Source organism: Brevundimonas naejangsanensis, from assembly GCF_000635915.2.
GTDB lineage: Bacteria > Pseudomonadota > Alphaproteobacteria > Caulobacterales > Caulobacteraceae > Brevundimonas > Brevundimonas sanguinis.
In genome coordinates this window covers 2719555-2734840 of record NZ_CP015614.1, presented here as the reverse complement: position 1 = coordinate 2734840, position 15286 = coordinate 2719555, and the positions used below count along the sequence as shown (strand labels likewise).

Annotated in this window: 12 protein-coding genes; 7 read left to right on the top strand and 5 right to left on the bottom strand. The window is 69.3% G+C overall.

The window, feature by feature from the left end:
- Positions 1–61: 61 nt before the first annotated feature.
- Entirely contained in the window at positions 62–868 is an 807-nt protein-coding gene (locus tag DA69_RS13115) for a class I SAM-dependent methyltransferase (RefSeq protein ID WP_025977987.1), read from the bottom strand.
- A 266-nt stretch (positions 869–1134) separates the two neighbouring features.
- On the opposite strand from DA69_RS13115, the gene DA69_RS13110 reads away from it, so the two are divergent.
- A complete protein-coding gene (locus DA69_RS13110) occupies positions 1135–1626 on the top strand; it encodes an Hsp20 family protein (protein ID WP_025977986.1) in 492 nt (163 codons plus the stop codon).
- A 216-nt stretch (positions 1627–1842) separates the two neighbouring features.
- Here DA69_RS13110 and DA69_RS13105 read toward each other — a convergent pair whose 3' ends face one another.
- From DA69_RS13105 to gpmA, 3 genes are all read right to left on the bottom strand, one after another.
- Positions 1843–3114 carry a pentapeptide repeat-containing protein gene (locus tag DA69_RS13105; protein WP_025977985.1) on the bottom strand — a complete coding sequence of 424 codons (1272 nt, stop codon included), beginning with the start codon at positions 3112–3114 and terminating at the stop codon, positions 1843–1845.
- A gap of 85 nt (positions 3115–3199) precedes the next feature.
- Positions 3200–3829 carry a bifunctional diaminohydroxyphosphoribosylaminopyrimidine deaminase/5-amino-6-(5-phosphoribosylamino)uracil reductase RibD gene (ribD, locus tag DA69_RS13100; protein WP_025977984.1) on the bottom strand — a complete coding sequence of 210 codons (630 nt, stop codon included), beginning with the start codon at positions 3827–3829 and terminating at the stop codon, positions 3200–3202.
- The gene (gene gpmA, locus DA69_RS13095; RefSeq protein ID WP_025977983.1) at positions 3826–4551 is read right to left on the bottom strand and encodes a 2,3-diphosphoglycerate-dependent phosphoglycerate mutase; all 726 of its coding nucleotides are present in this window, start codon (positions 4549–4551) and stop codon (positions 3826–3828) included. The genes ribD and gpmA overlap by 4 nt, the downstream gene beginning before the upstream one ends.
- Before the next feature lie 208 nt (positions 4552–4759).
- Between gpmA and DA69_RS13090 the strand changes: the two genes are divergently transcribed.
- The 3 genes from DA69_RS13090 to DA69_RS13080 all read left to right on the top strand — a co-directional run bounded on the left by DA69_RS13090 (position 4760) and on the right by DA69_RS13080 (position 9272).
- Positions 4760–6259 carry a phosphomannomutase/phosphoglucomutase gene (locus DA69_RS13090; protein WP_025977982.1) on the top strand — a complete coding sequence of 500 codons (1500 nt, stop codon included), beginning with the start codon at positions 4760–4762 and terminating at the stop codon, positions 6257–6259.
- Between the two features lie 299 nt (positions 6260–6558).
- Entirely contained in the window at positions 6559–7866 is a 1308-nt protein-coding gene (locus DA69_RS13085; protein ID WP_025977981.1) for an FAD/NAD(P)-binding protein, read from the top strand.
- 119 nt (positions 7867–7985) lie between these two features.
- The gene (locus DA69_RS13080; RefSeq protein WP_025977980.1) at positions 7986–9272 is read left to right on the top strand and encodes a cystathionine gamma-synthase family protein; all 1287 of its coding nucleotides are present in this window, start codon (positions 7986–7988) and stop codon (positions 9270–9272) included.
- 21 nt (positions 9273–9293) lie between these two features.
- Here DA69_RS13080 and glmM read toward each other — a convergent pair whose 3' ends face one another.
- The gene (gene glmM / locus DA69_RS13075) at positions 9294–10643 is read right to left on the bottom strand and encodes a phosphoglucosamine mutase (RefSeq protein ID WP_064108295.1); all 1350 of its coding nucleotides are present in this window, start codon (positions 10641–10643) and stop codon (positions 9294–9296) included.
- Between the two features lie 185 nt (positions 10644–10828).
- Between glmM and glmS the strand changes: the two genes are divergently transcribed.
- The 3 genes from glmS (at position 10829) to DA69_RS13060 (ending at position 15285) form a co-directional block, all read left to right on the top strand.
- Positions 10829–12643: a glutamine--fructose-6-phosphate transaminase (isomerizing) gene (glmS, locus tag DA69_RS13070; protein ID WP_025976280.1), complete on the top strand. Its 1815-nt coding sequence runs from the start codon at positions 10829–10831 to the stop codon at positions 12641–12643.
- 83 nt (positions 12644–12726) lie between these two features.
- Positions 12727–13620 carry a UTP--glucose-1-phosphate uridylyltransferase GalU gene (galU, locus tag DA69_RS13065; RefSeq protein WP_025976281.1) on the top strand — a complete coding sequence of 298 codons (894 nt, stop codon included), beginning with the start codon at positions 12727–12729 and terminating at the stop codon, positions 13618–13620.
- Positions 13621–14052: 432 nt separating this feature from the next.
- Positions 14053–15285: an NAD-dependent epimerase/dehydratase family protein gene (locus tag DA69_RS13060; RefSeq protein WP_025976282.1), complete on the top strand. Its 1233-nt coding sequence runs from the start codon at positions 14053–14055 to the stop codon at positions 15283–15285.
- Position 15286: the final 1 nt, after the last annotated feature.

Below are 15286 nucleotides of genomic sequence, written 5' to 3'. Positions count from 1 at the left end.
GGGGCTTAAGGCGCTTCTGCGCCAGGGTCAAAATCACGCACTGCATTGTCATCAAGAGACTTCAGTCGGCCGCATAGGGCTTGCGGAAGCGCAGGGTCATGCGGTCGCTCTCGCCGATGGCGTCCAGCGCCGCGCGCTCGTCGGGCGTCAGCGTCCGGCCGTCGCGCTCCGAGGTGCGCGTCGGCTTCAGGCTCCACACGCCGAAGGGGTGGTCCCGGTCGTCCTTCGGGTTGGCGTTCAGCTCGCTGCGCGCCTCCAGTTCGAACCCGGCGCGGCGGGCGGCGTGGATGACCCAGCTCTCGGGCACATAGCCGCTGGGCGCCGTATCGGCGACGTTGAGCCCCTCGACCGCGCGGTGCTGCTCCACCGCCAGCACGCCGCCGGGCTTCAGCGCCTTGAAGAAGGCGGCCAGATAGGGCTCGGCCCGGCCGTCGCGCGACCAGTTGTGGAAGGCGCGGGCCACCACGACCATGTCGGCGGTTCCATCGGCGACGCCCATCCCCTCGGTCGGCCGGTTGACCGGGACGTAGCGCCCGCCGGTGGCCGCCGCATAGGGCTCCAGGATATTGCGCCACCACCCGGAGCGGCCCGGCTCGATCTCCACGACGGTCAGGCCCGGCTGCAGTCCCCAGAAGGTCAGGGTTTCGAACGGATGGCGCTCGCCGTCGCGCGCCCGGTCTGCTTCAGGGCGGCTGGTCGAGGCCACGGCCGCCTGAAGCGCGGCGTCCTCGCTGAGGGTCGGCATCTCCATCGACAGGCCCTCGCGTCGCGGCAGGGGCGCGGCGTCGGACGGCGCGGCTTGCGCCAGCGCGGGGACGGGGGAACCGAGGACGGCCCCGGCGAGGGCGATGAAGGCGAAGGTTCGCATGGAGGCTCCGGTCGCTTCGGAAAGATGAAGGTAAAATCCTTACGGCGCTTCGCGGCCGCCGCAAGGCGTCGATGCGGCGGAGCGGCGATTTCGCGCGGCCCCTTGCGCCCGAAAAACGGCCTCCTACCTCTTCGTCCGAGAGCGCCGATCCTCGGGCTCTCCAGACCTGACGGGGCCGAATGCGGACCGCCGGGGCTGAAACCCTCCGTCGTCCGGGGCCAAACCGCCGGGCGGCTCAACCTTGCTGAATGTCAGAAGGATGACCCATGCGTACCTATGATTTCTCGCCGCTGTACCGTTCCGCCGTCGGCTTCGACCGTCTGGTTCGCCAGTTGGAAAGCGCTGCACGCTCCGGCCCGGAAAACGGCTGGCCTCCCTACAATATCGAAACGACCGGCGAGGACGCCTATCGCATCGAGATCGCCGTCGCCGGTTTCTCGGCCGACGAGCTGAACATCGAGGCCAAGGAAAACCTGCTGACCGTCACCGGCAAGAAGGCCGCCAATGACAGCGAGGGCGCCCAGCGGACCTTCCTGCATCGCGGCCTGGCGGAGCGCGATTTCGAGCGCCGCTTCCAACTGGCCGACTATGTGGTGGTCAAGGGCGCGGCCCTGGCCCACGGCCTGCTGACCATCGAGCTGAAGCGCGAACTGCCGGAGGCTCTCAAGCCCCGCAGCATCGAGATCGCCACCGGCTCGACCCTGATCGAAGGCAAGGCCGAGGACACGGCCGATAAGGCGGCCAATAAGGCGGCCTGAACCGTCTGGCCCTGACAGACTCGTTCAAGGGGCGGCGTTCGCGTCGCCCCTTTTTCGTAGGAGCCGGCCCGCCCCGGCGCCTCGGGCGGTCCCGGCTCTGCGCCTGACGGCTCCGGCAGGGATGACGATGTGTTTCTCGCGGCCTTGCTCGTCATCCCGGAAAGGGCGCAGCCCTTATCCGGGACCACCGGGAACGCCCCGTCCCGATCTGAGCTCTCAGCCCGCGCCCGCGTCGGACAGGTCCAGCCCGCGCGCGCCGCCGGTCTGGGCGCCGGTGAAGTCGGCCTGCCGGGTCTGGGCGCCGTGCAGGATGGCGCGACTGAGGTCCGCCTCGCTCAGCACCGCCCGGCGCATGTCCGCGCCCGTCAGGTCCGCGCCGCGCAGGTTCGCCCCGCTCAGGTCGGCGGGCATCAGCCGGTCCGCCGTCAGCATCAACGGCCCCAGCTGGGCCTCGCGCAGGTCCGCCCCGTTCAGCCGCGCCCGCGTCAGTCGCGCGCCGCGCAGGTCCGCCCGGCGCAGATTGGCCGAGCGCAGGTCAGCGCCCTCCAGTTGCGCCCCCTGAAGCTGCACCCCTTCCATGTCCAGGCCGTAGAAGACCGCCCCCTTGGCCGACAGGGCCGTCAGGTTCAGCCCGCGAATGCTCTCCAGCGGCCGCAGATCGACGCCGTCGAACACCGAAGGCTGGCCCTCGGCCCCGCCCGTCTCGCACCACTGGGCGTGTTCGCGCAGCATTTCGGCCGCAGGCATCTGGCTGACCGGTTCGCCCGCCGGACGGTTGTCGATCAGGGCGCCGTCCATATTGGCCCCGTCGGTCCGCCACATGGCCGCCTTGACCCCCACCAGAATGGCGTCGGTGAGGTCCGCGCCCGACAGGTCGGCCCCCGACAGGTCCGCCCCGGCCAGATCGGCGCCGCGAAAGCTGGCCTGTTTCAGGTTGGCCCGGACCAGCTTGCAGTCCTTCATGATGGCGTCGGTGAAGTCGGCGGCCACGGCGATGACGCCGGTCATGCGCGACCGCTGCAGATTGGCGCCGGCCAGCACGGCGCCCTGCGCCTCGGTGTCGGTCCGTTTCCGCGCCTCGACCACGCGAAAACCAAGCTTGGCGTCCTTGGCGGCGATGGTCCCTTCGCGCAGATCAGCCTCGAACAGGTCCGCGCCCGACAGGTCCGCGCCGCGCAGGCAGGCCCCGCGCAGATCGGCCCGGCGCAGGCTGGCGTCGACTAGGGTCGCATCCTGCATGTCCGCGCCGAAGAAGTTGGCGTTGTCCAGCTTGGCCCCGGTCAGGTCGCAGCCGATCAGGCAGGCGGCGGTGAAGTCGGCGTCGGCCAGATTGCGCCCGCGCAGGGACACGCCCGACAGGTCCATCCAGGCGAACACCGCCCGCGCCCCGCCCGGCCGCGCCTGCCACAGCCGGTCGTGCTTCAGGCAGACGGCGTCGGCCTCTTCCTGAGTCAGTTTCCTGCGGACGGGTTCGACGGCCTCGCTCATGGGGCCGTTTATGGCTTACGCCGGATTAAGGAAGCTTTGCGGAAACAAGGGTTTTTCCGTCGCCTCCGCCCCGCCGCTGGCCGCCCTATTCCGTCAACAGCCCCTGTTCGCGCAGGGCCGCGGCCAGGTCGCCCTCTTGGGTCCAAAGACGGGTGTAGCCCGCCTCGCCCAACCGGTTCAGCTCGGTCGTCAGATCGGCGCGTGCGGAGGCGGCGAACCGCCCGTCAAAGCCCGCGCCGTCCAGGCTGACGCGGACCATAGGCCGGCCCGTCTCCAGCCGGTGCAGGAAGCCTTCGCACAGGACGGCGGCCTCATCCGACAACAGGCCGGTCTCGACCGTCAGGCCCGACTGGCGCAACCGCTCCGTCCCCCGCCCCGAGGCGAAAGGCGACGGGTCCAGCGCCGCGATCACCACCCGCTCGACCCCGGCCTCGGCCAGGAAGTGGGCGCAGGATTTGCGGCCCGACGAGCGGGCGCCGCACGGCTCCAGCGTCACATAGGCGGTCGCGCCCTTCACGGCCTCGCCCGCCTCGGGCACGGCCTGTTCCTCGGCGTGCGGACGTCCGCCCGGCGCCGTCGCCGCCTCGGCCAGCACGACCCCGTCCTTGACCAGAACGCAGCCGACGGCCGGATTGGGCCAGGTCTCGCCCATGCGGCTCAGGGCCAGATCAATGGCCCGCCGCATGAAGACGGCGTCGTCCGCCGCCCCGCTCACGCGATCACTCTCGCAATTGGGGGCAGGGCCTGCGCCCGCCCCTCGTCCAGATAGCGGGCGGCGACCGGCTTCAGGTCCGCGTCCAGATCGATCTCCAGCGGGTTGCCCGTCGGGATCTCGACGTCGACGATCCTGTCGTCCGGCACGGCGAACAGCAGTTTGACGATGGCGCGCAGGGAGTTGCCATGGGCGGCGATCAGCACGTCCTCGCCCGCCTTGAGGCGCGGGGCGATCTCGGCGTCCCAATAGGGCTGCACCCGGTCCAGCGTCGTCTTCAGGCTCTCGGTGTCCGGGATTTCCTTGCCGACATAGCGGGGGTCGGCGTCGAAATCGAACTCGCCGCCCGGCGCCAGCGGCGGCGGCGGCACGTCATAGCTGCGGCGCCAGACCTTGACCTGATCCTCGCCGTGCTTGGCCGCCGTCTCGGCCTTGTCCAGCCCGGTCAGGCCGCCGTAGTGGCGCTCGTTCAGGCGCCAGTCCTCGATCACCGGGACATCCTTCAATCCCGCCGAATCCAGCGCCAGGGCGCCGGTGCGCTTGGCCCGCTTCAGCACCGAGGTGAACATCACGGCAGGCTTGAAGCCGGCCTGCGCGATCAGCTCGCCGCCGCGCCGGGCCTGGGCCTCGCCCTCGGCCGTCAGGTCGACGTCGACCCATCCGGTGAAGCGGTTCTCCAGGTTCCATTGGCTCTGGCCGTGGCGCAGCAGGATCAGGCGGGTCATGAAGGTCTCCGGGAGCATCCGTATCTTGAGGTTCTCGCTAGGCCCCCGACGCGGGCGCGGTCAAGGTTTCGCCGCACATCGGCGAATAAGCGCCCCGCAAGCGCAGCCCTAACAAGGGTCGCGCGTTGTGGCCTCTCGAGCGGGGGAAGGCTATAGGCCAAGGCAGGATAGCAGCCCCCGCTCCCCCCGGGACCATCTAGGAAGACTTATGCAAAAGCCCCGTCAGGACATCCGCCCCAACACTGCGGAATATGAAACCCTGCCTCTGGTCAAGCCGACCGGCTTTCGCGAATACGACGCCCGCTGGATCCTGGAAAAAGAGATCAACCTGCTGGGCATTCAGGCCCTGGGCCTGGGCCTGGCCACCTATGTCCATGAGATCGGCCAGACGCCGAAGATCGCCGTCGGCCACGACTTCCGCGGCTATTCCCTGTCGGTGAAGCAGGCGCTGATCCTGGGCCTGCTGGAAGGCGGCATGGAGGTGCTGGACATCGGCTTGGCCCTGTCGCCGATGGCCTATTACGCCCAGTTCGCGCTAGATTGCCCCTGCGTCGCCATGGTCACCGCCAGCCACAATGAAAACGGCTGGACCGGCGTGAAGATGGGCGCCCAGGCGCCGCTGACCTTCGGCCCTGACGAAATGGGCCGCCTGAAAGAGATCGTGCTGAACGGCCAGGGCGTCGCCCGCCCCGGCGGTCGGCTGGAGCGCGTCGAGGGCTTCCGCGAGACCTACATCAAGGACGTGGCGTCCAAGGTGAAGCTGTCCCGCCCGCTGAAGGTCGTGGCCGCCTGCGGCAACGGCACGGCCGGCGCCTTCGCCCCCGAGGTTCTGCGCCTGATGGGCGCCGAGGTGATCGAGATGGACACCGACCTCGACTACACCTTCCCCAAATACAATCCGAACCCGGAAGACCACGCCATGCTGATGCAGATGGCGGCCAAGGTGAAGGAGACGGGCGCCGACCTGGCTCTGGGCTTCGACGGCGACGGCGACCGCTGCGGCGTGGTCGATGACACGGGCGAGGAGATCTTCGCCGACAAGATCGGCCTGATGCTGGCCCGCGACCTGTCGGCCATCCACCCGAACGCCACCTTCGTCGTCGATGTGAAATCGACCGGCCTGTACAAGACCGACGAGGTGCTCAAGGCCAACGGCGCGACCACCGTCTACTGGAAGACCGGCCACTCCTACATCAAGCGCAAGACCGCTGAACTGGGCGCTCTGGCCGGGTTCGAGAAGTCGGGCCACTTCTTCCTGTCGGGCGATCTGGGCCACGGCTATGACGACGGCCTGGTGGCGGCGGGCGCCGTGCTGGCCATGCTGGACCGCAATCCCGGCAAGAGCCTCAGCGAACTGAAGACCGCCCTGGCCGACGCCTGGACTTCGCTGACCATGTCGCCGCACTGCGACGACGAGCTGAAGTATGACGTGCTGGCCAAGATCGTGAAGGAGTACGAGGACCTGGCGGCCTCCGGCGGCGAAATTCTCGGCCGCAAGATCGTCGAGGCCATCACCGTCAACGGCGTGCGCGTCCACCTCGAGGACGGCTCCTGGGTGCTGGTGCGCGCCTCGTCCAACAAGCCTGAACTGGTCGTCGTGGTCGAGAGCATGCGCTCCGCCGACGACATGCGCGACCTGTTCCGCAAGGAGATCAAGCCGCGCCTGGCCGCCCACCCCGAAATCGGCGCCTTCAACCAGGAAATCTGAGCGATCCGCGAAAGGCCAGGCCCGCGCCTCTCCCTCCCCGTCCCGGGGAGGGTGGCTGAGGCGAAGCCGAAGACGGGTGGGGGCGGCGAGGCGATGTAGACGCAGGGGCCAGATACGCTGGGGGCCAGGCAGGCTGGTGGCGAGACAGGCCAAGCCCCGCCTCGCCCGGCCCTCCCCACCCGGTCGCTGCGCGACCACCCTCCCCGGGACGGGGAGGGAGAAACGCGGGCCTGTCTAACTTCCTACAAAGTGGGGCAGGGAAGATTGACCTTCCGGCCCGCCTCTGGCGTCTTCCCTTGATGAACGACGCCGCCTCCCTCCCCGTGGTCATCGTCGGCGGCGGGTTCTCCGGCGCCATGCTGGCTGCACGCCTGGCCGGATTGGGTCAGGCCTCGGTCCTGATCGAGCGCGGCGAGCGGATCGGCCCCGGCGTCGCCTATTCCACGCCGCTTGACGACCACCGGCTGAACGTCCGCGCCGAGCGGATGAGCGCCCGCCCCGACCGGCCCGCCGACTTCACCGACTGGCTGGCGCTCCACGCCCCCGCCTACGCCGATCCGAACGGCTTCGCCCCGCGCCGCCTCTACGGCCTCTATGTGCAGGCCCGCCTGGCCGAGGCCGAGGCCGCCCATCCCGGCCTGATCCGTCGTGTGAAGGGCGAGGCCGTCCGCATCGAAGGCGAGACCGTCATCCTCGCCGACAGCGCCCGCATCCCCGGCCGTGCCGTGGCGCTGGCCACCGGCAACCCGCCGCCGCGCCCCGCCGTGGCGGGCGAAGGCCCCCGCCGCCTCGCCGATCCGTGGGCGCCCGGCGCCCTGGCCGCCGTCGGCGCCGAGGATTCCGTCCTGATCCTCGGCTCCGGCCTGACCATGGTCGACGTGGCGCTGGCGCTTCAGGCCCAGGGCTGGCGCGGCCGGGCGACGGTGGTGTCGCGCCGGGGCCTGCTGCCGCGCGCCCACGGCCCCCATCACGACGCCCCGCTCGACCTGCCCTCGGACGCCCTGACCGGCGCCTTATCCCTGCGCCTGGCATCGGCGCGGCGGCTGGCGCGCGAGCACGGCTGGCGCCGCGTCATGGAGGGCTATCGCCCCGTCACCGCCGAGCTGTGGCGGACGGCGACGACGGCCGAGCGCGCCCGCTTCCTGCGCCACCTGAGGCCATGGTGGGATGTCCACCGCCACCGCATCGCCCCCGAGATCGCCGCCGCCCTGGACGCCCTGATCGCCGCGGGCCGCCTGGCGGTTCTGGCCGGTCGCGTGCAGGAGGTCGAGGCGGGCGACCATGGCGCCGCCCTGAGCATCCGCGCTTGCAAGGGCGAGGATCAGCGCCTGACGGCCGACTGGCTGATCGACTGCACCGGCCCCGGCCATGACGCCGCCCGCGCGCCCCTGACCGCCGCCCTGATCGCGCAGGGCCGCGCCCGCCTCGATCTCGTCGGCCTGGGCCTCGACCTCGACGCCGAGGGGCGCGTGATCCACGCCGACGGCGCCGCCGATCCTGGCCTGTTCATGCTCGGCCCGCCCGCCCGCGCCGCCTTCTGGGAGACCGTCGCCGTGCCGGATATCCGCCAGCGCATCGAGGCCCTCGCCCGCGTCCTGACGGCCTGATCCCCGCCGGCCGCCCTGCGGTCGAAATTTCCAAAGCGCTGCGCCTCTCCTCCATGACTTAGCGTCTGGCGGGCCTTTTCCGGGTCGGCTATCACCGGCGCAGGAGAGGAAACATAATAATGAACCGCCACCGCACGCGCGTCCTCGGCGACCGCACCCTCGCGCCTGAAACCCTGATGATGGGCTACGGCTATGATCCGGCCCTGTCGGAGGGCGCGATCAAGGCGCCGCTGTTCCAGGCCTCGACCTTCGTCTTCAAATCGGCCGAGGACGGCAAGCGTTTCTTCGAAGTCGCCTATGGCCTGCGCCAGCGCGATCCGGACGAGGCGCTGGGCCTGATCTATTCGCGAATCAACAATCCGAACCTGGAGATCCTCGAGGACCGCCTCGCCGTCTGGGACAAGGCCGACAAGGCCCTGGTCTTCTCCAGCGGCATGGCCGCCATCTCGACCGCCATGCTGGCCCTGGTGCGGCCCGGCGACGTCATCCTCTATACGGCCCCGGCCTATGGGGGCACCGAATACCTGTTCGACCGCATCCTGCCCCGCTACGGCGTCAAGGCGATCAGCGTCCCCGCCGCCGAGGGCGCCGACGCCCTGGACGCGGCCATGATCGCGGCGGCCGACCAGGCCAAGACCACCGGCGGACGCCTGGCCGCCGTCTATCTGGAGACCCCCGCCAATCCGACCAACCAACTGGTCGACATCGCCCGCGCAGTCGACGCCGCCAAGGCGCTGGATCAGGCCGAACCGCCCGCCGTCGCCGTCGACAACACCTTCCTCGGCCCCCTGTGGCAGAGCCCGCTGGAGCTCGGCGCCGACCTCGTCCTCTATTCCCTGACCAAATACGTCGGCGGCCACTCGGACCTGATCGCGGGCGGCTGCATGGGCGGAGCCGAGATCATGGCGCGTGTCGGCGAGATGCGGACCATCTGCGGCACGACCGCCGACCCGCACACCGCCTGGCTGCTGCTGCGCAGTCTGGAGACCCTACACATCCGCATGGAGCGCGCGCAGGACAACGCCCTGATCCTGGCCGAGCGCCTGCGCGCCGACCCGCGCGTCAGCGCCGTCCTGACCGCCGGCGGGCCGGACGCCTCGCCCGAACAGCAGGCGATCTTCGAGGCCCAGTGCAACGGCGCCGGCTCGACCTTCTCGCTCGAACTTCCGGGCGGCGAGGCCGAGGCCTTCCGCATGCTGAACGCGCTTCGCCTGTTCAAACTGGCCGTCAGCCTGGGCGGCGCCGAGAGCCTGGCCTCGCACCCCTCCAGCATGACCCATTCGGACTACACGCCAGAAGCCAAGGCCCGCAGCGGCATCGGCGACAATCTGGTGCGCCTGTCGGTCGGCATCGAGAACGTCGAGGACCTGTGGGCCGACCTGGATCAGGCCCTGTCCGCCATCTGACGGCGCAAGCGGCGGGCGCGATCAGCCCGCCGCCTTCACCGCCTCGGCGACCTCGTTGACCACCCGCTTGACCAGGGCCTCGTCATCGCCCTCGGCCATGACGCGGATCAGCTTTTCCGTGCCCGAGGGGCGGACCAGCAGGCGGCCCGCGCCGTTCAGGGCGGCTTCCGCCTCGGCCATCGCCGCCTTGACCTTCTCGTCCTCCAGCGGCTTGCCGGCCGTGTAGCGGACGTTCTGCAGCAGTTGCGGAACCGGCTCGAACTGGCGCGCCAGCTCGCTCATCGGCGCGCCCGCCTCGACGAGGACGGCCAGCACCTGCAGCGCGGCCATCAGGCCGTCGCCCGTCGTCGCATGGTCCTTCAGGATGATGTGGCCCGACTGTTCGCCGCCGATGTTGAAGCCGCCCTCGCGCATCCGCTCCATGACGTAGCGATCGCCGACCTTGGTGCGCTCCAGCGTCAGGCCCTCGGCCTTCAGGCGGCGCTCCAGTCCCAGGTTGGACATGACGGTGGCGACCACGCCGTTGCCGTTCAGCCGCCCGCGCTTGGCCCAGTCCAGGCCGATCAGGGCCATGATCTGATCGCCGTCGACCACATGGCCCTTTTCGTCGCAGATGATGACCCGGTCGGCGTCGCCGTCCAGGGCGATGCCGATGTCGCAGCGATAGCGCTTGACCGCTTCCGACACGGTCTCGGGATGGGTCGAGCCGCACTCGGCGTTGATGTTCAGACCGTTCGGCTCCACCCCGACGGGGAAGACCTCGGCGCCCAGCTCATAAAGGGTCGTCGGGGCCACGCGATAGCCGGCGCCGTTGGCGCAGTCGATGGCGATGCGCAGACCCTTCAGGCTCAGCCGCTTGGGGAAGGCCTGTTTGGCGATTTCGATATAGCGGGGCGGCGCGTCGTCGATCCGCTTGACCCGGCCCAGCTTGTTCGACGGCGCCAGGTCCTGATCCAGGGCCTCGTCCATCATGGCTTCGATCTTCAGCTCGATCTCGTCCGACAGCTTGTAGCCGTCCGGGCCGAACAGCTTGATGCCGTTGTCGGCGTAGTCGTTGTGCGAGGCCGAGATCATGATGCCCAGATCGGCGCGCATCGAGCGGGTCATCATCGCCACGCCCGGCGTCGGCAGCGGCCCGAAGGTGCGCACGTCCATGCCCACCGAGGCCAGCCCCGCCACCAGCGCGGGCTCGATCATATAGCCCGACAGGCGCGTGTCCTTGCCGATCACCACCAGATGGCGCCGGTCGTCGTCGGTGCGGAACAAACGCCCGGCGGCCAGGCCGACGCGCAGGGCCACCTCGGCCGTCATCGGATGGGTGTTGGCCCGGCCGCGAATGCCATCGGTGCCGAAGTATTTTCTCTCGCCCAAGAGGCCGTCCTTCGCTGGCGGCCCCGGAGTTTGCAAAGAAACCTTCCGAAACCCATTTTTTGATGTCGCCGCCCCCGCGATTTCCTAGAGCTGAGATCCAGGGCGGAGGCTGAACCCTCTCGCTTACCTCAATTTCGCGGCGCGGCGCAAAAAGCGGCGGCTGCCTGCCCATCGGAGCAGACCTCATGTGCGGCATCATCGGCGTCACCGGAACCGGCCCCGTCGTCTCTCGCCTGATCGACAGCCTGAAGCGGCTTGAGTATCGCGGCTACGATTCCGCCGGCATCGCCGTCCAGTCCGAGGGCCGCATCGAGCGCCGCCGCGCCAAGGGCAAGATCCGCGAGCTGGAGGCCGTGCTGGCCGCCGAGCCGGTCGCCGGAACCGTCGGCATCGGCCACACCCGCTGGGCCACCCACGGCGCGCCGACCACCAGCAACGCCCACCCGCACAAGGCCGGGCGCGTCTGCCTGGTCCACAACGGCATCATCGAGAACTTCGCCGAACTGAAGGCAGAGATGGAGGCCGAGGGCCGCGTCTTCGAAAGCCAGACCGACACCGAGGTCGTCGCCCACCTGCTGGACCACAAGCTGGCCGCCGGCATGGCGCCGCTGGACGCCTTCAAGGCCACCCTGGACCGTCTGACCGGCGCCTACGCCCTGGCCGTGCTGATCGAGGGCGAGGACGAGCTGATCCTGGGCGCGCGTCGCGGCAGCCCCCTGGTCGTCGGCTGGGGCGAGGGCGAGATGTACCTGGGCTCGGACGCCCTGGCGGTCGGCCCCTTCACCCAGAGGATCTCCTATCTGGAAGAGGGTGATTTCGTCGCCGTGACCCGCACCGGCGCGCGCATGGTCGACGCCTCGGGCCGCCCGGCCGACCGCGCCGTGGTCCAGGTCTCGGCCTCTTCGGCCCTGGTCGAGAAGGGCGAATACCGCCACTTCATGGAGAAGGAGATCCACGAACAGCCCGACAGCGTCCAGCACACCCTGTCGGAATACCTCGACCTGGTCTCCGGCAAGGCCAAGGTTCAGGCCGTCGACTTCGCCGCCCTGAGCCGCATCCAGATCGTCGCCTGCGGCACCGCCTTCTACGCCGCCCAGATCGGCCGATACGCCTTTGAGAAGTACGCCGGCCTGCCCTGCGACGTCGAGATCGCCTCTGAGTTCCGCTACCGCGACCCGGCCCTGTCGCCCGGCACGCTCGCCGTCGCCGTCAGCCAGTCGGGCGAGACCGCCGACACCCTGGCGGGCCTGAAATGGTGCAAGGCGCAGGGACTGAAGACCGCCGCCGTCGTCAACGTCCACACCTCCTCCATGGCGCGCGAGGCGGACGTGCTGTGGCCCACCCACGCCGGCCCCGAGATCGGCGTCGCCTCGACCAAGGCCTTCACCGCCCAGGTCGCCGCCCTTCTGTCGCTGGCCGTGGCGGCGGGCGTGGCGCGCGGCCGGATCGACGCCGTTCAGGAGGCCGAGCTGGTCAAGGCCCTGTTCGAGGCCCCGCGCCTGATCGCCGAGGCCCTGCAGATGGACGCGGGCATCCACGCCCTAACGCTCGACCTGGCCAAGGCGCGCGACGTGCTGTTCCTGGGACGCGGCCCGATGTTCCCGCTGGCCATGGAAGGCGCGCTGAAGCTGAAGGAGATCAGCTACATCCACGCGGAGGGCTATGCGGCGGGCGAGCTGAAGCACGGCCCCATCGCCCTGATCGACGAGGCCACCCCGACCGTCGCCCTGGCCCCGCTGGACGACCTGTTCGAGAAGACCGCCTCCAACCTGCAGGAAGTCGCCGCGCGCGGCGGACCGGTCATCATGATCACGCCCGAGACGGCGCCGGCCCTGCACGGCGCGGGCGTCCGCCGCGTCCACGCCCCGGACTGTCCGGCCCTGATCGCGCCTCTGGTCTACGCCGTGCCGATGCAGCTGCTCGCCTATTACACCGCCGTCCAGAAGGGCACCGACGTCGACCAGCCGCGCAACCTGGCCAAGTCGGTGACGGTGGAATAGGCGAACCCGATCGGCCCGGGGGCGTTTGGAAGCTTCACAAATTGCGCCTATGACAGGCGCCCCAAGGCTGATCAGGACGATCCATGACGACCTCCCCCGCCCGCCTTCGCCCAGCCCCTCTGCGCAAGGCGGTCCTGCCCGTAGCCGGTCTCGGCACGCGGGTTCTGCCCGGCACCAAGACCACGCCCAAGGAGCTGCTGAACGTCGTCGACCGGCCGATCCTCTCCTACATCGTGGAAGAGGCGCGCGAGGCGGGGATCGAGCACATCGTCTTCGTCACCGGCCGCGCCAAACAGGCGATCGAGGACTATTTCGACCACCAGATCGAGCTCGAGGCCCAGCTCCTGGCCAAGGGCAAGACCGAGATCCTGGCGACCATGAACGCCGAGCTGGCCCAGGCCGGCGAGATGAGCTTCACCCGCCAGATGCAGCCCAAGGGCCTCGGCCACGCGGTCTGGTGCGCCCGCGACATCATCGGGCCGGAGCCGTTCGCCGTCATCCTGCCCGACGTGATCGTGGATTCGCAGCCCGGCGCGCTGAAGCAGCTGGCCCAGGTCTACGCCGAAGTCGGCGGCAACGTCATCGGCGTCGAGGCCGTGCCCGAGGCCGACACCCACAAATACGGCATCATCGACCCCGCCTCCCACGACGGCCGCCGCTACGGCATGAAGGGCATGGTCGAAAAGCCCGCCCAGGGCACGGCGCCGTCGAACATGTCGATCTCGGGCCGCTATATCCTGCAGCCGGAAATCTTCGACCTGCTGGAGACGCAGGAGCGCGGCGCGGGCGGCGAGATTCAGCTGACCGACGCCATGGCCCGGCTGATGCAGTCGCAGACCTTCACCGCCTATGAGTATGAGGGCGTGACCCACGACTGCGGCGACAAGATCGGCCTGCTGCGCGCCAACGTCGCCCTGGCCCTGAAGCGCCCGGACCTGGGCGACGCCGCCCGCGCCGCCATTGAGGGCCTGCTTTAACTCCCTTCTCCCCTTGTGGGAGAAGGTGGCAGGCGAAGCCTGACGGATGAGGGGTGGCGCGCGTTTGCAAACCTGCCGCTAGTGTTCCGCCTCGTCGTCTAAAGGTCGCGCTCACACCCCTCATCCGAGCGCCTTCGGCGCCCACCTTCTCCCACAAGGGGAGAAGGACGAACGACGCCTGCACGTCAGGCTTTGAAAACCTCTTTGATTTCAAATCCCCGCCCTCTGCGTCCCCTGTTCAGTCCGCCTCATTATCCCATCGCCTCATGATCCCGTTTGCGCCGGACCAATCCCTCCGATTTCAGACGATTCAGACGAATTGGACTCTGTTTTTTCGTCCTGCGTCGCTTTAGCCGCTCCCCGCGCGCCACGCTTTCGCCCGCTCACGCGTTCGGCTAGGCAAGAGGGGACGTTGAAAACGAGGTTCGACCGATGCGCGTGATGATTCTGGGCGGCGACGGCTTCTGCGGCTGGCCCACGGCCCTGCACCTGTCGGCGCGCGGCTGGGAGGTGTTGATCGTCGACAACCTCAGCCGCCGCAACATCGACAATGAGCTGGAAATCCGCTCGCTGACCCCGATCCGCACCATGGGCGAGCGCATCGCCGCGTGGAAGGAGGTGTCGGGCCGCACCATCGATTTCGTCAATCTGACGGTCGGCAAGGAGTTCGACCGCCTGGTCGCCCTGATCAAGGATTGGGCGCCGGACAGCGTCGTCCATTTCGCCGAACAGCGCGCCGCCCCCTATTCGATGAAGTCGGCGCGGCACAAGATCTACACCGTCGACAACAATCTGAACGCCACCAACCACCTGCTGGCCGCCATCGTCGAAAGCGGCCGCGATGTCCACCTGGCCCACCTGGGGACCATGGGGGTCTACGGCTACACCACGGCGGGCCTGCGCATCCCCGAGGGCTATCTGAAGGTCACGGTCGATACCGACCACGGCCCGACCGAGCAGGAAATCCTGTTCCCGCCGAACCCCGGCAGCATCTATCACATGACCAAGACGCAGGACGCCCTGCTGTTCCAGTTCTACGCCAAGAACGATTCCTTGCGGATCACCGACCTGCATCAGGGCATCGTCTGGGGCGCCCAGACCGAGGAGACGAAGCAGGACGAGCGCCTGATCAATCGCTTCGACTACGACGGCGACTACGGCACGGTGCTCAATCGCTTCCTGATGCAGGGCGCGCTGGGCTATCCGCTCACGGTCCACGGCTCGGGCGGCCAGACGCGGGCCTTCATCCACATTCAGGATACGGTGCGCTGCGTCGAGCTGGCGCTGAACAATCCGCCCAAGCGCGGCGAGCGGGTCAAGATCCTCAACCAGATGACCGAGAGCCGCCGCGTGCGCGACCTGGCGCAGATGGTGGCCGAGATGACGGGCGCCCCGGTCCACAACGTCGCCAACCCGCGTCAGGAGGCCGACGAGAACGAACTGGTCGTCGCCAACGATCAGTTCCGCGAGCTGGGGCTCAAGCCCATCACCCTGGCCGAGGGGCTGATGGCCGACGTGACCGACATCGCCCGCCGCTACGCCGATCGCGCCGACCGCAGCAAAATCCCTTGCGTCACCGCCTGGAACGCCGGCCGCGCCGACGCCCTCCGCGACGAGGCTGAAACGGCCTTCGCCGCCGCCCCCGTCCGCATCCTGTCCGCCTGAG